The sequence below is a fragment of the Streptococcus suis S735 genome, assembly GCF_000294495.1.
GTDB classification, from domain to species: Bacteria; Bacillota; Bacilli; order Lactobacillales; family Streptococcaceae; genus Streptococcus; species Streptococcus suis.
In genome coordinates this window covers 1,322,990-1,348,610 of the sequence record NC_018526.1, presented here as the reverse complement: position 1 = coordinate 1,348,610, position 25,621 = coordinate 1,322,990, and the positions used below count along the sequence as shown (strand labels likewise).

At 40.0% G+C, this 25,621-nt stretch carries 24 protein-coding genes; 19 read left to right on the top strand and 5 right to left on the bottom strand.

Annotation, left to right across the window (positions count from 1 at the left end; all coding sequences use genetic code 11):
• Positions 1-3: 3 nt before the first annotated feature.
• From YYK_RS06625 to YYK_RS06595, 7 genes are all read left to right on the top strand, one after another.
• Positions 4-246: a type B 50S ribosomal protein L31 gene (locus YYK_RS06625; RefSeq protein WP_012027466.1), complete on the top strand. Its 243-nt coding sequence runs from the start codon at positions 4-6 to the stop codon at positions 244-246.
• Between the two features lie 448 nt (positions 247-694).
• Positions 695-1,924, top strand: a complete 1,230-nt coding sequence (locus YYK_RS06620) for an FtsW/RodA/SpoVE family cell cycle protein (RefSeq protein ID WP_012027447.1) — start codon at positions 695-697, stop codon at positions 1,922-1,924.
• Positions 1,925-1,937: 13 nt separating this feature from the next.
• Positions 1,938-2,477 carry a DJ-1 family glyoxalase III gene (locus YYK_RS06615; RefSeq protein WP_012775259.1) on the top strand — a complete coding sequence of 180 codons (540 nt, stop codon included), beginning with the start codon at positions 1,938-1,940 and terminating at the stop codon, positions 2,475-2,477.
• A 181-nt stretch (positions 2,478-2,658) separates the two neighbouring features.
• Positions 2,659-4,611 carry a DNA topoisomerase (ATP-hydrolyzing) subunit B gene (gyrB, locus tag YYK_RS06610; RefSeq protein ID WP_012027445.1) on the top strand — a complete coding sequence of 651 codons (1,953 nt, stop codon included), beginning with the start codon at positions 2,659-2,661 and terminating at the stop codon, positions 4,609-4,611.
• 88 nt (positions 4,612-4,699) lie between these two features.
• Positions 4,700-6,424, top strand: a complete 1,725-nt coding sequence (ezrA, locus tag YYK_RS06605; RefSeq protein WP_012027444.1) for a septation ring formation regulator EzrA — start codon at positions 4,700-4,702, stop codon at positions 6,422-6,424.
• A 51-nt stretch (positions 6,425-6,475) separates the two neighbouring features.
• A complete protein-coding gene (gene serB / locus YYK_RS06600) occupies positions 6,476-7,111 on the top strand; it encodes a phosphoserine phosphatase SerB (RefSeq protein ID WP_012775258.1) in 636 nt (211 codons plus the stop codon).
• A 273-nt stretch (positions 7,112-7,384) separates the two neighbouring features.
• On the top strand, positions 7,385-8,587 hold the full coding sequence (locus tag YYK_RS06595) for an IS110 family RNA-guided transposase (protein ID WP_014917286.1): 1,203 nt from the start codon (positions 7,385-7,387) through the stop codon (positions 8,585-8,587).
• A gap of 436 nt (positions 8,588-9,023) precedes the next feature.
• Here YYK_RS06595 and YYK_RS06590 read toward each other — a convergent pair whose 3' ends face one another.
• Positions 9,024-9,674: an HAD family hydrolase gene (locus YYK_RS06590; RefSeq protein ID WP_012027441.1), complete on the bottom strand. Its 651-nt coding sequence runs from the start codon at positions 9,672-9,674 to the stop codon at positions 9,024-9,026.
• A gap of 107 nt (positions 9,675-9,781) precedes the next feature.
• Between YYK_RS06590 and YYK_RS06585 the strand changes: the two genes are divergently transcribed.
• Positions 9,782-10,909, top strand: coding sequence for a glycerate kinase family protein (locus YYK_RS06585; protein ID WP_012028382.1), 1,128 nt, complete (start codon positions 9,782-9,784; stop codon positions 10,907-10,909).
• The gene (locus tag YYK_RS06580) at positions 10,900-11,130 is read left to right on the top strand and encodes a hypothetical protein (protein ID WP_014917285.1); all 231 of its coding nucleotides are present in this window, start codon (positions 10,900-10,902) and stop codon (positions 11,128-11,130) included. Before YYK_RS06585 ends, YYK_RS06580 begins: the two co-directional genes overlap by 10 nt.
• Positions 11,131-11,136: 6 nt before the next feature.
• Here YYK_RS06580 and YYK_RS06575 read toward each other — a convergent pair whose 3' ends face one another.
• The gene (locus YYK_RS06575; protein WP_012028381.1) at positions 11,137-11,589 is read right to left on the bottom strand and encodes a DUF1694 domain-containing protein; all 453 of its coding nucleotides are present in this window, start codon (positions 11,587-11,589) and stop codon (positions 11,137-11,139) included.
• A 149-nt stretch (positions 11,590-11,738) separates the two neighbouring features.
• On the opposite strand from YYK_RS06575, the gene eno reads away from it, so the two are divergent.
• From eno to YYK_RS06555, 4 genes are all read left to right on the top strand, one after another.
• Positions 11,739-13,046: a surface-displayed alpha-enolase gene (gene eno / locus YYK_RS06570; protein WP_002935704.1), complete on the top strand. Its 1,308-nt coding sequence runs from the start codon at positions 11,739-11,741 to the stop codon at positions 13,044-13,046.
• A gap of 309 nt (positions 13,047-13,355) precedes the next feature.
• Positions 13,356-13,577 (top strand): type II toxin-antitoxin system RelB family antitoxin, encoded by a 222-nt coding sequence (gene relB / locus YYK_RS06565; RefSeq protein ID WP_012775256.1) that lies wholly within the window; start codon positions 13,356-13,358, stop codon positions 13,575-13,577.
• A 1-nt stretch (position 13,578) separates the two neighbouring features.
• Complete coding sequence (locus YYK_RS06560; RefSeq protein WP_012027435.1) at positions 13,579-13,839, top strand: type II toxin-antitoxin system RelE family toxin; 261 nt, start codon at positions 13,579-13,581, stop codon at positions 13,837-13,839.
• Positions 13,840-14,005: 166 nt separating this feature from the next.
• Positions 14,006-14,647 (top strand): HAD family hydrolase, encoded by a 642-nt coding sequence (locus YYK_RS06555; RefSeq protein ID WP_012775255.1) that lies wholly within the window; start codon positions 14,006-14,008, stop codon positions 14,645-14,647.
• A 32-nt stretch (positions 14,648-14,679) separates the two neighbouring features.
• Here the strand turns inward: YYK_RS06555 and YYK_RS06550 are convergent, their stop codons facing one another.
• Both YYK_RS06550 and YYK_RS06545 read right to left on the bottom strand, forming a co-directional pair.
• Positions 14,680-14,865 (bottom strand): hypothetical protein, encoded by a 186-nt coding sequence (locus YYK_RS06550; protein ID WP_002935693.1) that lies wholly within the window; start codon positions 14,863-14,865, stop codon positions 14,680-14,682.
• 63 nt (positions 14,866-14,928) lie between these two features.
• Positions 14,929-15,933, bottom strand: coding sequence for a lactonase family protein (locus YYK_RS06545; RefSeq protein ID WP_012028380.1), 1,005 nt, complete (start codon positions 15,931-15,933; stop codon positions 14,929-14,931).
• 135 nt (positions 15,934-16,068) lie between these two features.
• On the opposite strand from YYK_RS06545, the gene YYK_RS06540 reads away from it, so the two are divergent.
• Genes YYK_RS06540 through budA form a run of 3 tightly spaced genes read left to right on the top strand, consistent with a single transcriptional unit; the run spans position 16,069 to position 19,178 of the window.
• The gene (locus tag YYK_RS06540) at positions 16,069-17,220 is read left to right on the top strand and encodes an AI-2E family transporter (RefSeq protein WP_014917284.1); all 1,152 of its coding nucleotides are present in this window, start codon (positions 16,069-16,071) and stop codon (positions 17,218-17,220) included.
• A gap of 8 nt (positions 17,221-17,228) precedes the next feature.
• Positions 17,229-18,458 (top strand): tetratricopeptide repeat protein, encoded by a 1,230-nt coding sequence (locus YYK_RS06535; RefSeq protein ID WP_012775253.1) that lies wholly within the window; start codon positions 17,229-17,231, stop codon positions 18,456-18,458.
• A gap of 3 nt (positions 18,459-18,461) precedes the next feature.
• Positions 18,462-19,178, top strand: a complete 717-nt coding sequence (budA, locus tag YYK_RS06530; RefSeq protein WP_012027428.1) for an acetolactate decarboxylase — start codon at positions 18,462-18,464, stop codon at positions 19,176-19,178.
• A 25-nt stretch (positions 19,179-19,203) separates the two neighbouring features.
• Here the strand turns inward: budA and YYK_RS06525 are convergent, their stop codons facing one another.
• Entirely contained in the window at positions 19,204-20,862 is a 1,659-nt protein-coding gene (locus YYK_RS06525) for an Rqc2 family fibronectin-binding protein (RefSeq protein ID WP_012027427.1), read from the bottom strand.
• Between the two features lie 305 nt (positions 20,863-21,167).
• Here YYK_RS06525 and licT point away from each other — a divergent pair, with 305 nt between their 5' ends.
• Genes licT through YYK_RS06510 form a run of 3 tightly spaced genes read left to right on the top strand, consistent with a single transcriptional unit; the run spans position 21,168 to position 25,298 of the window.
• Positions 21,168-22,007, top strand: a complete 840-nt coding sequence (gene licT / locus YYK_RS06520; protein WP_012775252.1) for a BglG family transcription antiterminator LicT — start codon at positions 21,168-21,170, stop codon at positions 22,005-22,007.
• Between the two features lie 10 nt (positions 22,008-22,017).
• Positions 22,018-23,859: a beta-glucoside-specific PTS transporter subunit IIABC gene (locus tag YYK_RS06515; protein ID WP_012027425.1), complete on the top strand. Its 1,842-nt coding sequence runs from the start codon at positions 22,018-22,020 to the stop codon at positions 23,857-23,859.
• 14 nt (positions 23,860-23,873) lie between these two features.
• Positions 23,874-25,298: a glycoside hydrolase family 1 protein gene (locus YYK_RS06510; protein ID WP_012027423.1), complete on the top strand. Its 1,425-nt coding sequence runs from the start codon at positions 23,874-23,876 to the stop codon at positions 25,296-25,298.
• Positions 25,299-25,621 lie beyond the last annotated feature (323 nt).

Sequence of the window (25,621 nt, the reverse complement as noted above, 5' to 3'; positions counted from 1 at the left end):
AAAATGAAAAAAGATATCCATCCAGAATATCGCACTGTTGTCTTCATGGACACAACTACTGGCTACAAGTTCCTTAGCGGTTCAACTAAGAAATCTAACGAAACAGTTGAATTCGAAGGTGAAACTTACCCATTGATCCGTGTGGAAATTTCATCAGACTCACACCCATTCTATACTGGACGTCAAAAGTTCACTCAAGCAGATGGACGTGTGGATCGCTTCAACAAAAAATACGGTCTCAAATAAAAAAACAGTCCTTAACGGACTGTTTTTTCACGAGCTTGAAAATAAAAGAGCGAGTTATGGTCCAGTGGACCATTTTTTCTTTGACTCTAGAAATAAGAGAGGGCTTTTTCGTGCGTGATTGCCAAAATGATTGCCATTGGTCTACATACTCATGAATTGAGCAAACTTATGGGGTGTGTGAAGGTAAAGCATTATATTTCAGCCTGTTCGAAGGTATGAAGATATACGTATTTTATGATTTGTGCACTAGTAATACTCTTCGAAAATCAAAATTATCCGTTGTCAACTTGCCTGGATGAACTCCAGTTCTATCTTCGACTTCGTTTCCTAGGCTACTTTTGATTTTCGTTGAGTATAAATCGTATCCCCACTGATGTAACTAGATTTTTAGTTTCAATGAGAGATGATTTCTGCTATAATGGAACGAGTAAGAATTTGAAGTGAAAGTATGAGGAAATTGATGAAAAATAGGGGAACAATCGATAGTCGAGTAGACTACTCACTTATTTTACCGGTCTTTTTTTTATTAGTTGTGGGGATTATTTCTCTCTACATTGCGGTTAGTCAAGATTATCCGGATAATGTTGTACAGATGGTTGGTCAACAAATTGCTTGGATAGGAATTGGAACAGTGGCAGCTTTTTTGGTCATGTTCTTTTCCACTAAGTTTCTGTGGCAAATCACACCTTACTTGTACGTACTTGGGCTAGGACTTATGGTATTGCCTTTGTTTTTCTACAGTCCAGACTTAGTAGCATCAACGGGAGCAAAAAACTGGGTAACGATTGGTGGAATGACTCTTTTTCAACCATCCGAATTTATGAAAATAGCCTACATCATTATGTTGTCAAGGGTGATTGTCACCTTTCATAAATATTATCCAAATCGAAAAATTCGTGAGGATTTTATGTTGATTGGTTATATGACACTGTTTACTATCCCTGTCCTGATTTTGTTGGCCTTACAGAAAGATTTAGGAACTTCCTTAGTATTTGTAGCAATCTTTAGCGGAATGCTTCTATTATCAGGAGTTTCTTGGAAAATTCTATTACCGACTGCCTTAACAGGTATCGTTTTGGTTGGCGGATTTATGCTGATTTTTATTTCTCCTGGTGGAACAACATTTCTCCACAATTTGGGGATGGATACTTATAAAATCAATCGTATTGCAGCCTGGCTTGATCCCTTTAAAAATGCCCAATCAACGACCTACCAGCAAGCTCAAAGTTTGATAGCTATCGGAAGTGGTGGCTTAAAAGGACTAGGTTTCAATAAAACAAATCTTCTTATACCTGTTCGAGAAAGTGATATGATTTTTACGGTGATTGGAGAGGACTTTGGTTTTATTGGTGGGACGGTATTGATTGGACTATACTTGTTGCTCATTTATCGAATGCTGCGGGTAACGTTGAAGTCAAACAATCGATACTACACCTACATATCAACTGGCTATATCATGATGCTCTTGTTCCATGTGTTTGAAAATGTTGGCGCTGCAACTGGTTTGTTACCTTTAACAGGTATTCCTTTGCCGTTTATCTCCCAAGGTGGCTCGTCCATGGTTTCAAATCTGATTGGTGTTGGTCTAGTGCTGTCAATGGGGTATCAGTCACGACTAGCTGATGAGAAGGAAACAAATCGATCACGTCGCTATAGAAAAATTACGATAAAACGTTAGAAAGTTGGTTTATATGACAAGAGTTGCGGTTGTTTTAGCCGATGGTTTTGAAGAAATCGAAGCATTGGCCTCTGTAGATGTATTCCGTCGAGCTCATTTTGACTGTCAGATTGTTGGTTTAGATAGTCATGAAGTGGAGGGATCGCACGGTATTCGTGTTCAAACTGACCAAGTCTTTGATGGGGACCTGTCTTCCTTTGATCTGATTGTTTTACCAGGAGGAATGCCAGGTTCTGTTCACCTTAGAGATTCAGAGTCACTGATTACGGAATTGCAAAGAGCGGTTGCATCAGGAAAATCAGTAGCAGCAATTTGTGCGGCACCAATTGTTCTGGATAAGGCTGGTTTGTTAGATAGTCGTCACTATACATGTTTCCCAGGGAAAGAAAAAGACATTCCGTCAGGTATTCATCTGGAAGAGGATGTGGTCGTTGATGGTCCAATTATCACTAGCCGAGGTGCTGGAACAAGTTTGGATTTCGCCTATAAATTGGTTGATTTATTTGGTGGAGATGGGGAAAGCCTAGCTCAAACAATGGTTTATCATAGTTAAAGTAATGAAGAAGATGGAGCTAATGTTTCCTCTTCTTTTTTCTATCAAAATATTAGAAAATATGGTATAATAAAGGGTATTCGTTAGAATGATTTTTGCTCTAAAAATATGTTTCGCTTTTATCCAGATGGATTGGCTTTTCTATTTTTAAGGAGCAACAAATAGAAAATAAGGAAAAGAAATGACAGAAGAAATCAAAGATTTACAAGAGAAGGCTCAAGAATATGATGCCAGTCAGATTCAAGTCTTGGAAGGTCTTGAAGCTGTTCGAATGCGTCCAGGGATGTATATCGGCTCAACATCTAAAGAAGGTCTCCATCACTTGGTTTGGGAAATTGTCGACAACTCAATCGATGAGGCGCTGGCTGGTTTTGCGGATAAAATTGAAGTTTATATTGAGCCAGATAACTCCATCACGGTTATTGATAATGGACGTGGGATTCCGGTAGATATTCAGGAAAAAACTGGTCGTCCAGCGGTAGAAACTGTCTTTACAGTGCTCCATGCAGGTGGTAAATTTGGCGGAGGCGGTTATAAGGTCTCAGGTGGATTGCACGGCGTAGGTTCATCAGTCGTAAACGCCCTATCTACTCAGCTAGACGTCCATGTCTACAAAAATGGTCAGGTATATTTCCAAGAGTATAAACGAGGTGAAGTCGTTGCAGATTTGGAGGTTGTTGGAGAAACAGACCGTTCTGGTACAACTGTACATTTTACACCTGATCCAGAAATTTTTACTGAGACGACTGAGTTCGACTTTGCAAAATTAAATAAGCGGATCCAAGAATTGGCCTTCCTAAATCGTGGTTTAAATCTCTCTATTACGGACAAACGTGAGGGAGTAGAGCAAACAAAGGAATATCACTATGAAGGTGGTATTGCTTCCTACGTTGAGTATCTTAATGAGAACAAGGATGTCATTTTTGAGACCCCTATCTATACAGAAGGTGAAATGGATGATATTACCGTTGAGGTTGCCATGCAATATACGACGAGTTATCATGAAAACGTAGTTAGTTTTGCCAACAATATTCACACACATGAAGGTGGTACCCATGAGCAAGGATTCCGTACAGCTCTGACACGTGTTATCAACGACTACGCCAAGAAAAATAAAATTCTCAAAGAAAATGAGGATAATTTGACTGGTGAAGATGTGCGTGAAGGTTTGACAGCGGTCATTTCTGTTAAGCACCCAGGTCCTCAATTTGAGGGACAAACTAAGACAAAACTTGGGAATAGTGAAGTGGTCAAAATTACCAACCGCCTTTTCTCTGATGCCTTTGCAGAATTTCTTTTGGAAAATCCACAGATTGCTAGACGGATTGTTGAAAAAGGTATTTTGGCAAGCAAGGCTCGTATTGCTGCTAAGCGTGCGCGTGAGGTAACTCGTAAGAAATCGGGTCTTGAGATTTCAAACCTCCCAGGTAAGTTAGCGGATTGTTCCTCAAATGATGCAGCGAAGACAGAGCTTTTCATCGTTGAGGGGGACTCAGCCGGTGGTTCAGCTAAATCCGGTCGCGACCGCGAATTTCAGGCTATTTTACCGATTCGTGGTAAGATTTTGAACGTAGAAAAAGCCAGCATGGACAAGATTTTGGCCAACGAAGAAATCCGTAGTCTATTTACAGCTATGGGAACTGGCTTTGGTGCTGATTTCGACGTTAGCAAGGCACGTTATCAAAAATTAGTCATTATGACAGATGCCGATGTCGATGGTGCCCATATTCGGACACTCCTTCTGACATTATTTTACCGCTACATGCGTCCTGTTGTAGAAGCGGGATACGTATATATCGCTCAACCACCTATTTACGGTATCAAGGTTGGAAGTGAGATAAAAGAATATATTCAACCTGGGGTTAATCAAGAGCAAGAATTGCAAGATGCCTTAGAAAGACATAGTACGGGACGGTCCAAGCCAACGATTCAACGTTACAAAGGTTTGGGAGAAATGGATGATCATCAGTTGTGGGAAACTACGATGAATCCTGAAAATCGTCTCATGGCACGCGTTTCAGTTGATGATGCGGCAGAAGCCGATAAGATTTTTGACATGTTAATGGGGGATAAGGTTGAACCTCGTCGAGAGTTTATCGAGGAAAATGCTGTTTATTCAACATTGGATGTCTAAAAACTAAAAAAACAAGTGCATATACTAGAGATTTATGGTATAATTAAGCGATATTTTCTAGTAATTACTATGAGCTAAGGAGATTTACATGCCTACAGGAACAATCATCTTAATCGTTTCGATTGTTATTATTTTAATCATTGCCTATGTAGCTTGCCTGATTGTTCGTAAACGAAATGACAACCTTTTGGTTGCATTGGAAGAACGTAAGGAAGAGCTATTTAACCTTCCAGTTAATGAAGAAGTCGAAACTGTCAAAGCACTTCATTTGATTGGTCAAAGTCAGGTGTCATTCCGTGAATGGAATCAAAAATGGGTTGATTTGTCGCTCAATTCATTTGCCGATATTGAAAATCATATCTTTGAGGCAGAAGGCTATAACAATGCCTTTCGCTTTGTGAGTGCAAAGAACGCTATCGACAGTATCGACAGCCAAATTGATTTAATTGAAGAAGATATTGCCTCTATCCGTCAAGGTTTGATGGAGTTGAAGGAGCAAGAAGAGAAAAACTCTGGTCGCGTAAAACATGCGTTAAACTTGTTCGATAGTTTACAGGAAGCTGTTCGTGAAAATCCAGATAGCTACGGTGAGACACTATCAGAACTTGAGAAACAATTGAAAAATATTGAAGTTGAGTTTTCTGAATTTGTGATGCTTAATTCCTCAGGTGACCCGATTGAAGCTTCTGAAATCCTTGATAAGACTGAAGAGCATATGATTGCCCTCAATCAAATCATGGATCGCATTCCAAGTTTGATTGAACGAGTTACAAAAGATTTCCCAGAGCAATTGGAAGATTTGGAGTCGGGTTATCGTAAACTGGTTGAGCAGAATTATTTGTTCACAGAAGCTAACATCGAGTCACAGTTCCAAAATATTCGCGTTTCAATTCGTGAAAATACTGCTTTGATTGTTTCCTTTGATTTGGATGCCGCAGAAGCTGAAAATGAGGGAATTCAAGCAAAAATTGATCATTTGTATAAAGTCTTCAATCGTGAAATCGAAGCGAATAAGGAAGCTGTTAAGATTAGTAAAAACTTGCCAAAATTCTTGGAGCATGTTGTCCAAAATACACAGCTCTTGGATGAGGAAAGCCAACGCCTAAATGCAACTTACTTGCTGGCAGATAGCAAACTTTCACGTATCAATCAGCTTAAAGCTCGTTTGGAATCGATTGAGATTGTTGTTACAGAAAGTGTGGAAGACATTGAAAATCCACAAGTTGCATATTCTATTTTAGAAGAGCGTTTGGATCATTCATTGGCAAGCTTGAAAGAAATCGAAGAGGAGCAGCTTGTTTTAGCTGACTATCTTAAATCACAAGAATTGTCAGAGAACACAGCGCGTAAGAAAGCTACACTTTATATCAACAAATTGCATACCCTTAAGCGTTATATGGAAAAACGCAACCTTCCAGGAATTCCAGCTGAATTTTTAACAAACTTCTTTAGAACGAGCGATCATGTGGAAGCCTTGATTGCCGAGTTAGACTATAAACGAATCAATATCGAAGTTGTTAACCGTTTGTTGGAAAATGCAACGTATGATATGAATCAATTGGAAGAGTTGGCGTATTTGATTGTGCAAAATGCGACTTTGACAGAGCAGTTGCTACAATACTCTAACCGTTATCGTTCATTCGATGAAAGTGTGCAAAAAGCATTTAACCGTTCATTATCAATTTTTGAAAAGGATTTTGATTACCAAGCAGCATTTGAAGAAATTTCATTTGCTCTGGAAACAGTTGAACCTGGTGTAACAGAGCGTTTTGTGCGTTCATACGAAAAAACTCGCGAAGCCATTCGCTACTAGATAAAAAGCCATTTGGCTTTTTATTTTTATACATTGAAAGGAATATTGGAGATGACAACTGGATTATTAGTTATGGATGTTGATTCAACATTAATTTTGGAAGAAGGAATAGATTTACTTGGAGAAGAGGCCGGTTTAGGAGCGCAAGTTGCAGCAATTACCGAACGTGCTATGCGTGGGGAATTGGATTTTGAAGAAGCCTTACGTGAACGTGTGGCGTTGTTAAAGGGATTGCCTGTTTCTGTGTTTGATCGAATTATCAAAAAAATCCACTTTACGCCTGGAGCAGCAGAATTAGTCTCAGAATTAAAAATGCGAGGCTATAAGGTAGCAGTCGTTTCAGGCGGGTTTCATGAAACAGTTGATCGACTAGCTGCACAGTTAGAGTTAGACTATGTTCGGGCTAATCGATTAGAAGTAGTAGATGGAGTATTGACGGGACAAGTGTTGGGTGAAATTGTAACGAAAGATACTAAAAAAGCATGTTTAGAAGAATGGGCGGCAGAAAATGGGCTGAGTCTATCTCAAACGATTGCCATGGGGGATGGAGCAAATGATCTACCAATGATTCAACGAGCAGGAATTGGAGTAGCTTTCTGTGCTAAACCGATTGTCCAAGAACAGGTGCCCTACCAAATAAATGAAAAAAATCTCTATAAACTAATAGAGATTTTAGATAGTAAATAATGGGAGCGGGAAAGAACTCGACTAATCAAAAACATACTAAGATTAGTAGTGAGGAAATCTCCGACGGGAGAAAGTACTCACTACTTTTTCTTTATGATAAAGTAGAGGTGTCTTGTTAAGTCGTAGGGCTTTTTGACGCTAGACGTCGCAACAAAAACTGGCAAGACACCTGTTTTAGAAAGAATGTTATCAAAGTATGTGGGACGCCAGACGTCGAGTATTGAAAATGACATCACTAAAACAAGGAATCATTCAAGACAAAGAGGTAATATCATGCGAGTAGTTTTTGGGATTGATGTGAGTAAGGCAAGTTCAGAAGTGGCCATTCTAGTCAACGGCGAGAAGGTACATAACTACACCATGTCCAATGATGCCATTGGCTTTTCTCGGCTACTTGGCGATTTGAAAACCGTCCATAAGCCAGAAATCATCTTTGAAGCAACAGGTGTCTATTCTCGTCGTCTTCAAGCTTTTCTGGATGAACATGGCTACGCTTATACACGACTCAATCCCTTAGAAGCCAAGAAGCAACTGGATAGCTTGCGTGTGCGGAAAACAAATCAAATTGACGCTGAAAAACTGGCTCAATCTCAGTGTGTACTGAATCGTAAACCGACGTATGTCCAAGAAAAAGTCTACCAAAACTTGCGGGATCTCAGCCGTTTCTATCAGAATCTGACCGAGGACATTGTTCGGGCTAAAAACCGTCTGCACAAGGTCTTACAAGTCACTTTCCCTGAATTGGAAAATATCTTGTCAACACCAACTGGCGAACAATACTGGAACTTGGTCATAACCTTTCCTTGCAAGGACTTCGTGCTTGATTTAAGCAAGAATGAACTATCAAAGAGCATTCGTCAGTCCACCTCAAAACGGATTTCTGACAAGCGTGTGGCGTACTTAGCTGAGAAGCTGACAGCACTAGCTAATCAATCGTATTGTGCCGTCAAGAAAACCTCTCCAATACTGGAAGAGGTGCATTACTATGCAAAAGAATTGCTTCGGCTTTCTGAACAGAGACAAGCAGTCTTAGACCAAATGGTGGAACTAGCTCAGCCATTACCTGAATATGACATTCTGCTCTCTATTCCTGGAATAGCTGAGACGACTGCAACAAGTATTATTGGTGAACTGGGAGATATTCGCCGTTTTCAGTCTGCCAATCAAATCAATGCCTTTATCGGTATTGACCTGAGACACTATGAATCTGGTAACTTCCTCGCTAAGGAACACATTACCAAGCGTGGCAATCCCTACGCTAGAAAGATTCTGTTCAAGTGTATCCACAATATCGCTTCAGTCAGTCATACCAATCCTTGCCATATCGCAGACTTTTATGAGAAACGAAAAAGACAATCGCAAACGACTTCAACGAAGCCGCACACGATTGCCTCCATACATCGTCTCATTCGGACAATGTATTACCTCATTATGCATAACAAACTTTACGATTACGCTTCAACCCAAAATCGGTAAAACTGTTTATGCTCTATCATTGTAACACCTTATTTCAAAAAATACTAGATAAGGTGTCATTTTGTCATGCCCTTTTATAGCTAAATTAGTGACAAAAATAAGGTAGCAGCCTCAAAATAGCTACTGTTATGCTTTATTTTTTTGCTTAAAGCCTTGATAGACTTGACAAATGGTAGAAAAAGAGTTCGTCAACAAGTCTTTATTTCTAGTTGTTGAGCTGAAACAGTCTATCCCCAGACTGTTTCACTCCCACCCCCGCACAGCTCAAACTGTCTGGGAGACAGTTTGAGGTTGGAAATGAAGCGAACTCTGTTCGCATCAGTCATAGAGGTCAGATTTGGAGTGTAAAACACGAACAAATCTGCCAATCAACCACTGCGCTGAGATGTTGACACGAACCCTGAGAAGCGAGGTTGGTCTTTTTGCCCAGCCTCTTCTATTCTGTTGTCAGTAAAACCCTTTTCAAATCTTGGACGGTTTCGACTATCATGGTGGCCCCAGCCTTTTCAAATTCCTGTTTGTTCCCATAGCCGTAAAGAACACCGATGGCGGGAAGTTGGTGCATGCGTGCTCCTTCAATGTCATGTTCCCTATCTCCAATCATCACAGCATGGTTTGGAAATGCTTCTAATTGATTTATAGCATAGCAGATGACGTCCGCCTTACTGATGCGACTACTATCCAGACTAGCACCGGCAATGACATCAAAGTAGTGTGAGATACCAAAATGTTCTAGAATCTGTTTGGCAAATATTTCTGGCTTTGAGGTAGCAATTACTAGTGTTTTTCCAGCCGTTCTCAATTCTTCAAGCAGAGGGATGATTCCAGGATAGAGTTGATTTTCAAACATTCCTTTTTCTTTAAAATAGACACGGAAAGCATCAACTGCACTTTGTGTATCTTCAGGGCTGAGTTGGTAGAATCGAGAAAAAGATTCATAGAGTGGCGGACCGATGAATCGGTTTAAATTGGCTGTATCTGGTTCTTCGATTCCCATTTTTTCTAGTGCGTAGGCGACGGAGTTTAAGATTCCTTGTCCAGAATCAGTAAGTGTTCCATCTAAGTCAAATAATATAGTTTGATACATACTTATCTCCTTTCTTTCAGTATAACACAGACGATGAAAAACAGAAAAGATTTATTGAAAGCTGACTAGGAGCGTGATATACTAATAATATAAAGGAGGTTAGTACCATGCATATTCTCATTGCTCCGGATTCATTTAAAGAGTCTCTTTCAGCTACAAAGGTTGCTGAAGCGATTAAAAAAGGATTTTCTAAAGTTTACCCACAAGCAGGGTATGACTTAATTCCCCTAGGAGATGGTGGCGAAGGGACAGTTGAGAGTCTAATGCAAGCCTTATCCTTGGATGGAACCCAGACTTGGGTGACAGGTCCATTTGGAGATAAAATTAAGGTTTCCTATGCGGTTAAAGATGATCTTGCGGTTTTTGAAATGGCTGAGATTGTAGGGCTGGCAAGTATCCCGCATGAAAGAAGGAGTCCTCTCTTTATTAAGACACAAGGGGTTGGGGAGCTGATTGTGGAGCTCGTTCAAAATGGTGTTAAACGCATATTTATAGGAGTAGGTGGCTCTGCCAGTCATGATGGTGGTATCGGAATGGCGGCAGGTTTAGGAGTGAAATTTTATAATCGAGAGGGAAAAGAAGTAGAGGCAATTGGAGCTCATATCGGGGAGATTGTCAGCTTTTCCACAGAGGATATGTTGGTAGATCTATCTCAGGTCAGGATTGATTTGGTAACGGATGTGGAGAATCCGCTTTGCGGACCAGCGGGTGCCACATTTGTTTTTGCAGGTCAGAAAGGTCTTACCTCTGCTGAATTTGAACTAGTAGACAAGAAAATGGAGTCCTTTTATAAATTAGTTAATCCAATGCTACTCGATTTGGCAGGAGCGGGTGCTGGAGGAGGTATGGCAGCAGGTTTAGTCCAATTTGCTGGTGCTCGCATTCGAAAAGGCATCGACTTTGTCTTGGATCAGTTGGACTTTGATCATCGCGTCACCAAAGCGGGTCTGGTTGTGGTCGGAGAAGGGCGGATGGATGCCCAAAGCTTATCAGGGAAGACTCCAATAGGAGTAGCTAGACGGACGCCGACGGGGATTCCCATCATTGCAATTTGTGGTAGCCTCAAAGACGATCTTCCCGAGTTTCCTTTTGAAAATATCTGCGCCGCTTTTCCGATAATTGCAAGCGTTGAAAGTTTGGAGGACACGCTTCAAAAAGCAGAAAAAAACCTGGTCCGCACGGCAGAGCAGGTGGCAAGAATTCTTCAGTTAGGAGGCCAACAAAGATGGAATTAGTGAAATATGTGGCTATTATCTTATTTATTTTTATTTGTCTTGCAAAGCTAGTATCCGTTATGAGACTTTCCGAAAAAGAAAGAGTAACGGAAATGAATGTAATAAAGGCAAACGGAGCAATGTTCTTTTTCAATGAAAAAAATGAAAGAGGCAGATTGCTAGGAATCCTTTGTCTAACCTGTATTATTTTTACTTTAATATTTATACTGCTTTATCGTTAAATAAGTCTAACCAAATAATTTTTTCCAGAAGGAAGGTTTTGCATCTTCCTTTTTTTCTTCTGGTTTTGAGATAAGATTTGGAAATATGGATTCTAAGCTAACTTCTTCATTATCCACAGCGTGATTTGTGTGAAAGACAAGTGCGTAGGGAGATTGTCCTATTTTTTCATCGATGATAGCGGTAGTAATGCCAAAGGTCTGAGCAATTTTTAGTAGTGAAATTTGTTGCTTGTCAGACAGGGCTGGCGAGAGTTTGAGGAATAGAGGAGAGTATCTGTTTGCTAGTTTTTGGCAAATTGTATCGAACTTATTTCCGACGACTTCACTACTCAAATCGTCAAAGGAAACGATCAGGACAACCCGTTCGCGATAGGTTCCCATGTATAGACGCTGTTCATCTGGATTCAATCGTGTTTCGCCAGAGGCTTTCTGTAGTATGGTAGTATTTAAATCGTTCATGGTTTCAGTATAACATACTCAGTTAACTTTGAAAAGGAAGGCGTTTACATTATTTCTTTCAGTAAAATAACCTGTTTTTTCTTGAAAAATCCCTTCTTTTAGGGTATGATAGCTATGTAACAATTTTAAACTCAAAGGAGAGTAATATAATGTCAATTATTACTGATGTTTACGCTCGCGAAGTCCTTGACTCACGCGGTAACCCTACACTTGAAGTTGAAGTTTATACTGAATCAGGTGCTTTCGGACGTGGTATGGTTCCTTCAGGAGCTTCTACTGGTGAGCACGAAGCAGTTGAGCTTCGCGACGGTGACAAATCTCGTTACCTTGGTCTTGGTACTCAAAAAGCTGTTGACAACGTGAACAACGTGATTGCTGACGCTATCATCGGTTTTGACGTTCGTGATCAACAAGCTATCGACCGCGCTATGATCGCTCTTGACGGTACTCCTAACAAAGGTAAATTGGGTGCAAACGCAATCCTCGGTGTTTCTATCGCTGTTGCGCGTGCTGCTGCTGACTACCTTGAAGTGCCACTTTACACTTACCTTGGTGGATTCAACACTAAAGTATTGCCAACTCCAATGATGAACATCATCAACGGTGGTTCTCACTCAGACGCTCCAATCGCTTTCCAAGAATTCATGATCTTGCCAGTTGGCGCTCCTTCATTCAAAGAAGGTCTTCGTTGGGGTGCTGAAGTATTCCACGCTTTGAAGAAAATCTTGAAAGCTCGTGGTTTGGTAACAGCTGTTGGTGACGAAGGTGGTTTCGCTCCTAAGTTCGAAGGAACTGAAGACGGTGTTGAAACAATCATCGAAGCTATCGAAGCTGCTGGTTACGAAGCTGGTGAAAACGGCATCATGATTGGTTTCGACTGTGCGTCATCTGAATTCTACGACAAAGAACGTAAAGTTTACGACTACACTAAATTCGAAGGTGAAGGCGCTGCTGTTCGTACATCTGCAGAACAAATCGACTACCTTGAAGAATTGGTTAACAAATACCCAATCATCACTATCGAAGATGGTATGGATGAAAACGACTGGGATGGCTGGAAAGCTCTTACTGAGCGTCTTGGCAAACGCGTTCAATTGGTTGGTGACGACTTCTTCGTAACAAACACTGACTACCTTGCACGTGGTATCAAAGAAGGTGCTGCTAACTCAATCCTTATCAAAGTTAACCAAATCGGTACTCTTACTGAAACATTTGAAGCTATCGAAATGGCTAAAGAAGCTGGCTACACTGCCGTTGTATCACACCGTTCAGGTGAAACTGAAGATTCAACAATCGCTGACATCGCAGTTGCAACTAACGCTGGCCAAATCAAGACTGGTTCATTGTCACGTACAGACCGTATCGCTAAATACAACCAATTGCTTCGTATCGAAGATCAACTTGGTGAAGTTGCAGTCTACAAAGGCTTGAACTCATTCTACAACTTGAAAAAATAAAACAGTCTGGGAGACTGTTTTATCCCTGAGCTAGCATAGCGAGGGTTATAGTAAGAACAAGTCTGGAAATTTCCAGACTTGTTTTTCGTAGTACAGTGTACTAATTTATCCCCGAGCTAGTATAGTGAGGGATATAGTAAGAACAAGTCTGAAAATATTCGGACTTGTTCTTTGACTTTATATGATTTAAGGGCTGTAAAGCCTTGATATAAGGCACTTTGGGGCATCATCCCAAGGTACTTTTTTGATAGATTGACAGATACTTTAAAAATGTGTTACAATGTAACACAAAGAAGCGAGGTGAATATCATGAGTACAGTGACAATCAGATTAAATCAAGAAGAAGAAGTATTCTTTAAAAGCTATGCACAATTAACAGGTCAAAGTCTTTCTAGCCTTTTTAAGAAAGCTTTGGAGCGTGATATTGAAGATGAGTATGATTTAAAAATCTATCATCAAGCTTATGATGAGTACAAAGCAGATCCAGAAACAATTAGTCATGCTGATTTTAAGAAAGAGCTAGGATTATAGCATGTATCATTTAGAGTATTCTAAAAAGGCTCAAAAGCAAATTATGAAATTAGATAGGCAAATTCAGAGGCTGTTGTTTGCTTGGATTGATAAACACTTAGAAGGGACTGATAATCCACGCGCCAATGGTAAAGGTTTGACAGGCAATCATGCTAACGAGTGGCGTTATCGTATCGGAGATTACCGACTGATTTGCGATATTCAAGATGATAAGTTGGTTATTTTAGCACTTGAGTTTGGACATCGTAAAGATGTCTATTGATGCGTGAAAATCTATGACAAGATAGGTCCTAACTATTTTTAAGAATGAATAGAAAACTAGACTGAAATTCCTAGGGAATTTTCTTTGCCTTGATATTGATAAAATGATATTCTAAAAAGGCAGATCAACTTAAGTATTCTCATTTTGAAAAGAGATGGAGAGTGGGATGATAGAGTGGATATTTTTTGATTTGGGTTCGACGCTTTTAGATGAAGAGGCTGCTTATGGTTATTATATAGACAAGTGTGTGAAGAAGTTAGAGTCTCTGGATATAGAGGTTTCATCAGATTCTTATAAAAAGAAAATGGTGGAGTATGCTCATAAGTCGCTGGATCCCATTCGTTCGACCTGGCACTATTTTGCACCGACCGAGCCACGTCCTTTGTGGACAAATGAGGGTGTGAGCTTGTATCCTGAAACAATAGATGCTCTAGAGAAGTTATCACAAAACTATCGATTGGGGATTATTGCCAATCAGTCTAGTAGTATTAGAGAACTGCTTAAAGAGTGGGGAATTGAGTCTTATTTTCAACTCATCATCCTCTCTGAAGAGGTTGGGCTATCTAAACCAAATACAGCTATTTTCACACTTGCCTTGCAAAAAACAAACATCCCTGCAGATAGAGTTGTCTATGTCGGGGATAGGTTTGATAATGATATTCTGCCTGCTAAATCTTTGGGAATGTGGACTGTACGGATACTGACAGGTTTTGGGAAGCATGCCAGTGAAAATGAAAAATTGAAGAGCGATTGGATAATTCCTTCATTGCAAGAGATAACAAATATTTTTGAACAAACAAAAAACTAGACTGAACATTCTCAGCCTAGTTTTTACATGTATTAGAACAAGCCTTTAACTTTATCTAAAAGACCGTTAACACCTTCAGAACCTGATAACAAGCCTTTTGCTTGTTCCAAGTATTCACCGAATTGGTCCTTGTTTTCTTCGATAAATTGTTTTGCACCATCAAAGTCTTTGTTTGCAATCAATTCTTTTACTTGGTTAAAAAGATCTACTGGATTCATGTTGAAATCACCTCCTATGAGACTATTAAACCAAAACTGTACGGATTTCACAACTGAAACGACTTATAAAAATGTAACGCAAACTGCTTCAGGAACATAGAAATCGTGTGAAAGCTCAGTCAAACAGCCATTTTCGGCATCTCTTTTGAATACAGTTGCATTGTCAGAATCTTGATGGACAACAATCAAATGCTTTTCATCAGGACTAAGCGTGAAATCGCGAGGAGTTTTTCCATTTGTTGGGACGATTTCAACTAATTCTAAGCTGGCATCAGCAAGCGTTTTGTAGACTGCGATAGAGTCGTTTCCGCGGTTGGATCCATAAATAAATTTACCATCCTTTGTGATGCGAATAGCGGCAGTACCGTTGAAACCAGTATGGTCTTCTGGGAGAGTAGAGACAGTTTGTAGGTGTTCAAATTGTCCCCAGCCGTCGTAGATAAGCACCTCAATAGTTGAATTGAGTTCACAGATGAGATAGGCGATTTTTGCGACAGTATGGAAGACAATGTGACGTGGACCACTTCCTGGCGCAGCCTGATAGGTTGCTATTTTCTCTACTTTTCCTTGGTCAGATACCTTATAGGTTACCACTTGATCACATCCTAAATCACAGGTTACTAAAAATTTATCGGGCGTCAAATCAGAAAAGTGAACGTGGGCGGAAGCTTGGTTTTCGTGCGGCCCAGATCCTTCGTGTTGAGCGACATCAGCTAATTCTAGCGAACCATCCGCCAAACGTTTATAAACAAGTAGTTGCCCTTTGTGGAAATTGGAACCATAAACTAAATCTCTTGCTTCATCTACAGCGACATAGCAAAGTGGTGCGCCCTCTGATACAACATGGTTGAGTAGAGTATAGTCAGTATTAAAGGCAGCGATACCTCCTAGACCATTTTCAGCGCCGACGGAGTATAGATGTCCGGCCTTATCAAAGGCAAGGTAGGTAGGGTTAGGTTCTTCAGTGACCAATTCTAGATTGCTAAGTTGTCCTGTTTCAGAGTCAAAATTTGCTTTATAAATTCCTTTTGATTCACGTTTTGTATAGGTACCGAAATAGATAGCCATAGGATTCTCCTTTTTGGAAATGATTGATAAAATTATACCATGTTTTTCTGAGAAAGTCGTATAGATTCTGTAGTTGATTTTTACAAAAATCCTTTCTCCATGTTACAATAGAAAAAAAGACTAGGAGTGTATCAGATGGAGGATAAGCATCAAAAATTTAGTCTGACTTGGTTTTTCCGCTTGTTTTTAAATAGCCAAGCGGTGACATTTTTATTGGTAACCTTGCTGACTTTTTTGACCATATTTATTTTTAGTAAAATTAGTTTTTTATTCAGACCAATAGGAAGCTTTTTAGAAATTGTATTGTTACCGATGATTTTAACAGGTCTTTTGTATTACCTATTAAATCCGATGGTTGACTGGATGGAAAAGCATAAAATTTCTCGTACAGTTGGTATTTCCATTCTCTTTGTTTTAATCAGTCTTCTCATTATCTGGGGACTGGCGGTGGCAATTCCGAGTATTCAAGAGCAAGTGACATCTTTTGCGCAAAATCTTCCTTCGAATATCCAGAAAATCGAAGGACAGGTAACTGGGCTCCTACAGGATCAGCGCTTTGAACAATTTAGACCAACAGCTCTGGAGATGTTAAATAAGGTCAATGATCAGATCGTTGCCTATGCTCAGAAGTTTTCTTCAAGCGCTGTGAACTGGGCAAGTAATTTGATTTCAACCGCTTCACAGATTATTGTTGCTATTTTGATTATGCCCTTTATTCTCTTTTATCTATTACGGGATGGTCAGTATTTGAATAAACACATCACCCAATATCTACCAACCAAGTGGAGAGAACCGATTGGAACAGTACTATCAGATGTGAATGGGCAATTATCAAACTATGTTCGTGGTCAGGTGACCGTTGCGATTATTGTTGCCCTGATGTTTTCAGTGATGTTCTCAATCATTGGTCTTAGCTATCCAATAACTTTGGGGGTGATGGCTGGTTTCCTCAATCTAATTCCGTATTTGGGTTCTTTCTTGGCCATGATTCCAGCTGTTATTTTAGGATTGATTGCTGGTCCAATCATGCTGATAAAGGTTTTAGTAGTCTTTATGATTGAGCAAACTATAGAAGGTCGTTTTGTGACACCATTGATTATCGGAAGCTCCCTAAGTATTCATCCGATTACCATTTTGTTTGTATTATTGACAGCTGGTCAGATGTATGGTGTCCTAGGAGTTCTTCTGGGAATTCCAATATATGCCTCTATTAAGGTTTTAGTGAAAGCGGCATTTGAATGGTACAAGGCACACAGGGTAGTTTGGTATGAAGATGGAAGAAAATGAGGTTGTGAATGAACAATAGTGAAAAAATGTTGGTTTGTTTGGACCAACAGGATTTAGACAAGGCAGATAAGTATTTCAAGCGCGCCTTGGTGCAAGATGATAGCGAAACGCTTTTGTCCTTGGCAGCCTACTTAGAAGGCATTGGTTTTTTCCCACAGGCTAGACAAATCTATGAGCAGGTCAAAGAAGAATTTCCCGAAGTACTGATCAATCTTGCCCAAATAGCATTTGAAGATGGCTTGGTTGAAGAATCTTTTGGATACTTGGAGGAAATTTCGGAAGACAGTTCTGTCTATGTGGAAGCCTTGTTGGTTAAGGCGGACCTGTATCAGGCAGAAGGCTTGTCGGATGTGGCGCGTGAAAAATTGTTAGAAGCAAGTCACTTATCAGATGAACCCATCATCCTCTTTGGCTTAGCAGAATTGGATATGGAACTGGAGCTTTTTAATGAGGCTATTTCCTACTATGCCCAGCTGGATAATCGTGAGATCTACGAATTAACGGGAGTTTCTACCTATCAGCGAATTGGTATTGCCTATGCAAGTTTGGGGAAATTTGAAGCGGCGATTGAATTTTTGGAAAAAGCTGTTGAGTTGGAATACGATGATCAGACGGTTTTTGAGTTAGCAGCTCTGCTATTTGAACGAGAAGAATACCAAAAAGCAAATCTCTATTTCAAGCAGTTGGATACCATCAATCCTGATTTTGAGGGCTATGAATATGCCTATGCTCAGTCGCTTCATGTCGAGCATAAGATTGATGATGCCTTGGTTATGACTCAAAAAGGCCTGGCTAAAAATGATTTTGACGCCAATCTCTTGCTCCAGGCTTCTCAGTATGCCTATGAATTGCATGATGAGGCGGGGGCAGAAGATTATCTTCTACGGGCAAAAGAGGTAGCAGATGATAGTAACGAACTAGCTCTGCGCTTGTCCAATCTGTATCTTGAGCAGGAACGATTTGAAGAGGTTGTGGCTTTATTTGATGAAGAGGTAGATAACGTTCTAGCTCGCTGGAATGTGGCCAAGGCTTATCAAGCTCTAGAAAGAGACGATGAAGCTATTGAGCTTTACGATGAATTGGCTGGAGAATTTGCTGAGAATCCTGAATTTTTGGCTGATTACGTAGCGGTTTTACGTCAACTTGGTCGTTTGGATGAGGCAAAAGAGCAAGCTAGTCGTTATATCCAATTGGTGCCAGACGATTTAGCCATGCAAGAATTTTTGAATGAAGAGTAGGTTATGCAAGTAAATCGATTATTTCAATACAATACCTTAGGTGCCTTAATGGCTGGACTGTATGGCGGCTCCTTGACGGTTGGCGAATTGTTGGAACATGGTGATTTGGGCTTGGGAACCCTGGATTCCATTGATGGCGAGCTGATTGTCTTGGATGGAAAGGCTTATCAGGCCAAGGGAGCAGGGGAGAAACCAGAAGTGGTTGAAGTTCCTGCTGAGATGAAGGTTCCTTATGCAGCGGTCATTTTCCATGAAGCAGAAGTGATTTTTAAGCAACGCTTTGAAATGACCAGCGATGAATTGCATCAGCGGATTGAATCCTATTATGATGGGGAAAATCTTTTTCGCTCCATCAAAATCAAAGGGACGTTTTCACGGATGCATGTCCGCATGATTCCAAAATCGGCTTCTGATGTTCGTTTTGCGGAGGTGGCAAGTCGTCAGCCTGAGTATACCGCTGAGAATATTTCAGGTACCATTGTTGGTATTTGGACACCAGAAATTTTTCACGGGGTCAGTGTGGCTGGCTATCATTTGCATTTTATTTCGGATGATTTGACATTTGGCGGGCATGTCATGGATTATGTTATCTCAGAAGGAATGGTGGAAGTGGGGCCAGTAGATCAACTAGACCAACGCTTCCCAGTCCAAGACCGCCAATATCTTTTTGCTAAGTTCAATGCTAAGGAAGTTAGAGAAGATATTGATAAGGCGGAGTAGGCTTCAATACAGAAAAATCCATGAACTAGATTTTCATGGATTTTATTTTATCTTCAGTTGGGGTGACACGGAGGGTCTTCTGACCTCGGTAGGTCACAAAGCCTGGTTTGCCACCTGTTGGCTTATGGAGTTTTTTGGCTTCAATCATGTCGACTTGGACCAGATTGGAATGTCTGGCCTTGGAGAAGTAGGCAGCTAATTCAGCTGCGTCTGTCTTGACCTCGTCACTTGGGTCCAAGTTATCTGTGATGACCACATGACTACCAGGAATGTCTTTGGCATGGAACCAGAGTTCGCCTTTTTTGGCCATTTTGAAGGTCAACTCATCATTTTGCAGGTTATTTTTTCCTACCAGAATGATGGTTTTCCCGTCTGTTGCCAAGTAACGTTCAGGTTTCTGACGCTTATGGATTTTCTCACGATGACGGCGTTTGAGGTAGCCTGTTTCAATCAATTCCTCACGGATTTCATCGATTTCTGCCAGACTAGCCTGTCCCAGCATGGTGTCAACGGACTCCAGATAGACAATGGTCGACTTGGTCTCCTCAATCAAGTTGGTCAGGTGCTTGACCGCCTCCTTGAGTTTCTGGTACTTCTTGAAGTACCGCTGGGCATTTTGGCTAGGAGTCAAAGCCACATCCAACTCAATCTCCAGTTCCTTGCCCGTATAGTAGTTGTCTAACCGCACACTCGACTGGTCATTTGGCACTTGATGCAGATAGGTGGTCAGGAGCTCGCCCTTTTGCCGCACCAACTCCGCCGTCTCCGTATCCGCCAATTCCTGCTCCTGCTTGATTAGTTTCTTGCGATTTTTCTCCAACTCACTGGCTACCCGCTTGATCAGCTCATTGGCCTGCTGGGCCACCCGATCCCGCTCCGCCTTATCCTGATAGTAGAAGTCCAGCAGACTGCTCAGGCTCTCAAAGTGTGGCTGGTTTTCAGGGCTATTGGCAAATGGCAGAGCAGCATAGGATTTGTCTGTCAGGCTAGGCTGAGTTGCCTGGTCAAAAAAGGCACGGAAGTTCTTCAGGCGGTCTATCTGCAAATGATTGGCCAGTTCAGAAGCCGTATCCCGACCCAAACCTTGAAAGACCTGTTGGAGATTTTTTGGACTCAGTTCCTGAGTCGATAAGATTTCAAACAATTTCTCGTCAGACACCGTATAAGGATTGAGAGAATGCGTCTCCGGTGGACGAATATAGGTGGAGCCTGGCAAGATGGTTCGGTAGGAATTTTGCGAGAAACCAACGTGCTTGATAGCCTCAATAATCTTCTGTTCAGACTTATCTACCAAGATGATATTGCTGTGCTTGCCCATGATTTCCACAATCAAGGTTGCTTGGATATGGTCGCCAATCTCGTCCTTGTTGGACACCGAAAATTCTAAGATACGGTCATTGTCCAACTGACGAATCTCCTCGATAATGGCTCCCTGCAAGTATTTCCGCAGAATCATGGTAAAGGTATTGGGCACTTTTGGATTGGTAAAGTCCGACTGGGTCAGCTGAACCCGACCGAAAACCGAATGGGCGGACAGAAGCAATTTATGGCTCTGACGGTTGCTGCGGATGTTGAGGACAATCTCTTGTTCAAAGGGCTGGTTGATTTTCTGAATCCGCCCACCTTCTAAATTGGCCCTTAACTCAGCCGTCATGTGATGTAAAAAAAATCCGTCAAAAGACATGGTTTTCCTCTTTCTAATAGCTATAACTCAGTCTAGTATATCATAAATCAGTGACTTTTTAACGAAGGGGACTAAAAGAAGTATTCTTATATTTTTATAAATTATTGACAAATTCTTTAATTTATATTAAAATTGAAAATGGTTACAGAGTTATTAAATTTTTTAAGCTAGAAGTACCAACTAATAATTGAAATAAAAGGATGTTATCGCTTTAAGGCGAGCAGGAACCTATTTAAATGAATCGATACGATATATGTCGATTTCTTTTAAGTAGGTTCTTTTATTTTAAGTTTAAAGGAAAATTTATGATCATAAAGCGTGTATTAAATCATAATGCAGTCATAGCACAAAATAATAAGAACGTTGATATCTTGTTGTTTGGTAAAGGAATTGCATTTGGAAAGAAGGTCGGAGATGCGATCCCACCTTCTTCGATAGAAAAAAGTTTTTTGCTCAAGAATAGCGATAATATGAATCGCTTTACGGAACTATTTATCGATGTTCCTATTGAGTTGGTTTATGTTTGTGAGAAAATAATAAATTTAGGAAAGATAACACTTGGAAATCATTTTGATGAGATTATTTACATCAATTTGACAGATCATATCAATTCTAGTATAGAAAGACATAAGGAAGGAGTAGTCGTTACGAACCCTCTTAGATGGGAAATTGCCAAATATTATAAAGAGGAGTTTGAACTGGGGAAAAAAGCATTATCCATCATAAAAAAAGATTTACATGTCGAACTCCCAGTTGATGAAGCAGCCTTCATCGCTTTGCATTTTGTCAATGCGAATTTGGAAAATATTTTTCAAGAATCTTATCGTATTACTGGAATTATCATGAAGATTGAACAAATTATTCAAGACTATTATTCTACAGAATTCAATCAAGATTCTATTGATTACTACCGATTCATCACACATGTTAAGTTGTTTGCTCATCGTTTGGTAGAGGGGAATGAATACCATGATGAAGATGATGTGGATCTTTTAGAGTTAATGAAAAAGAAGTATCCAAGAGAGTACCAATGTGGAACTCGAGTAGCGGACTTTATTCGGTTAGAATATGATTATCTACTGAGTCCAAGTGAATTAGTCTATTTAATTGCTCACATTCGGCGTTTAACAAAAAATTTATCATAAGGAGTCTATTATGAAGTACAAGAATACTGCATTGGCAATCCTAGGGGCAGTCGGAGGAGAAAAGAATGTTCTTCGTGCAACCCATTGCGTTACTAGATTGCGACTGGAACTGAAAGATGAGAATATCGTGTCCGATGAACGTGTTAAATCCATTTCCGGAGTCATTGGCATTATGAAAAAAAATGGACAATATCAAATCATCTTAGGTAATGATGTAGCTAATTACTATAAAGAATTTACTGCATTAGGAAAATTTGATTCTGATTCAGTTCAACAGCTTAAAAAAGCAAATGTCTTAGAACAAGTCATCGAGTATATCGCTGGCTCTATGACACCACTTATTCCAGCTATGCTTGGTGGAGGTATGATAAAAGTTCTAGTCATTGTCTTACCGATGCTGGGGCTTTTAAAAGCGGATTCCCAATCAATTTCATTTTTAGCCTTTTTTGGAGATGCACCATATCACTTTATGCCGATTTTTTTGGCCTACTCAGCTTCACAAAAACTCAAAGTTACACCTGCTTTAGCTATGTCGGTTGCTGGTATTTTGCTACATCCTAATTTTGTTCAAATGGTATCTTCAGGTGATCCACTTCATTTTTTAGGTGCCCCTGTTACACCTGCTAGCTATGGTTCATCAGTTATTCCAATTCTTATTATGGTTTGGCTAATGAAGTATATTGAAGCTGTTTTTAACAAGGTCACTCCAGCTGTAACGAAAAGTTTCTTACAGCCAACCTTGGTCCTGCTTGTTTCAGGTTTCATAGCTTTAGTTCTTGTTGGACCTCTCGGCGTTATTGTTGGTGAAGGATTATCGCAATTGGTTGAACAAATGCATGGTGTAGCTGGTTGGTTAACTTTAGCAGTTCTTGGAGCAATCATGCCATTTATCGTTATGACCGGTATGCACTGGGCTTTTGCACCGATTTTCTTGGCAGCTTCAATCGCGACACCTGATGTATTGATTCTACCAGCGATGTTAGGTTCTAACTTGGCACAAGGTGCCGCTTCTATCGCAGTTGCATTTAAGAGTAAAAATAGTAACACAAAACAAATAGCCTTTGCAGCTGGATTTTCAGCTTTATTTGCTGGTGTCACTGAGCCTGCTTTATATGGTGTTACTCTAAAGTATAAAAAACCATTGTATGCAGCAATGATTGGTGGTGGTCTAGCAGGATTATTTGTTGGTTTGACAGGTGTAAAAGCATACCTCTTTGCAGTACCTTCTCTCATTGCTTTGCCACAATTTATTTACTCTGAAGCAGCTTCAAACATTACTAATGCTATGATTGCTGCGGCAATTTCAATTATTGTCACATTTATTTTGGCCTATTTCCTAGGTATTGATGAAGAAACGTCAACAGTTAATTTAGAAAAAGTAGCACCTGGCATTTCAAGTAGAAAAAATGTCTTCTCTCCTCTTTCAGGTCAAATTCTCCCTTTAGAAAAAGTAAATGATGCAACGTTTTCAAAAAAAATGCTTGGAGAAGGAGTTGCAATTATCCCTAAGGATGGAAAAGTCTATGCTCCATTTGACGGGACTGTTACCAGTCTTTTTCCAACAAAACATGCAATCGGTTTAACAAGTGATGAAGGGGTAGAGTTGCTTATCCACTTTGGATTAGAAACTGTCGAGCTAAAAGGAAGAGGTTTTGTAAGCCATGTTTCAGATGGGGAAAAAGTTGAAAAGGGTCAACTGATGCTGGAAGTGGATGTAGAAATGCTTGTCGCAGAAGGGTACGATATAGTGACTCCTGTAGTTGTTACAAATACACAGGAATATCTGGATGTTCTCTTGCTTTCGACAAAAGAGGAAGTCAACTATGCTGATGATTTATTAGCAGTCTTATAATTCGAGGAGGGTATATGTCAATTTTTCCAGATAATTTCTTATGGGGAGGAGCAGTAGCTGCAAACCAAGTAGAAGGTGCATATAATGAGGGAGGAAAAGGATTATCCGTTCAAGATGTTCTCCCCAATGGTGGACTGGGTGAAGCTACCCAAGAACCAACGGAGGATAATTTGAAATTACAAGCTATTGATTTTTACCATCGATACAAGGAAGATATAGCCCTGTTTTCAGAGTTGGGATTTAAGGTATTTAGAACATCAATTGCTTGGAGTAGAATATTTCCGAATGGAGATGAAGAATTTCCAAATGAAGAAGGGCTACAGTTTTATGATGAACTTTTTGATGAACTTCTAAAGAATGGTATAGAGCCTCTTGTAACTCTTTCTCACTATGAAACTCCCCTGTATCTGGCAAGGAAATATCATGGCTGGGTGGATAGAAAAATGATTCAATTTTTTGAAAAATTTGCTCGTACAGTTTTTGAGCGATACAAAGATAAGGTTAAGTACTGGTTGACATTTAACGAGGTCAATTCTGTCTTAGAATTGCCTTTTACAAGTGGTGGAATTGACTTGCCGAATGAAGAACTTTCAAAACAAGATTTATATCAGGCCATTCACCATGAACTTGTAGCTTCTAGTCTTGTTACCAAAATTGCTCATGAAATTATTCCTGACTGTAAGGTTGGCTGTATGGTCTTAGCTATGCCGACCTATCCAATGACACCCAATCCTGAAGATGTTTGGGCGGCTCATGCCTATGAAAATTTGAACTATTTATTTTCGGATATACATGTTAGAGGATATTATCCTAATTATGCCAAAAGATACTTTAAAGAAAATGGCATAAAGATTACTTTCGTGGAAGGTGATGAAGAGTTATTAAAAAATAATACGGTTGATTTTCTCTCCTTCAGTTATTATATGAGTATTACTCAGGCAGCAGATCCATCAAAATATTCATCTGGAAAAGGAAATATCTTGGGTGGTTTGGTCAATCCTTATTTAGAAGCTTCTGATTGGGGTTGGCAGATTGATCCAATTGGTTTAAGATTGACACTAAATCGTTATTATAATCGATACCAGATTCCTTTATTCATTGTTGAAAATGGTTTGGGAGCTAAAGATCAGCTAGTCAAGGATGAGGCTGGTGGTTTGACTGTTCATGACGATTATCGAATTCAATACATGCAAGAACACCTTTTACAAGTTGCGGAGGCGATACAGGATGGCGTAGAAGTCATGGGTTATACTTCTTGGGGCTGTATTGATTGTGTATCTATGTCTACCGCACAATTATCTAAAAGATATGGACTAATTTATGTTGATAGAAATGATGATGGAAGTGGCAGTCTAACTAGATATAGAAAGAAATCATTTTACTGGTATAAAGAAGTTATTCAATCCAATGGCAGTATCCTGAGCAATAGCTCAAAATAGACTCTTAAGGTATTAAAAAGTTTTCAGAAAATTTAATCAAAAGTATTGACAAAGACTGATGGATACCGTATAATCATCTGTAATCAGAAGAAGTAGTAAAGCAGAAGTCTTCAGGGAGCCTGTGGTGCTGAGAACGGGTGGCGGAGTTTTATGAAATGGGCTGATGTGCATTTATGTCTATTTTATGACGTCGTTAGTCGTGCTTGCCGTACCACCAGTACTGCCTTCACCCGACTGCCTAGTCCTAAAATGCCCTAAATTCACAAGGATTGTTTGGTATAGCATACTTTGCGTAGACTGTTTTGGCTGAGTACGAGGCAGGT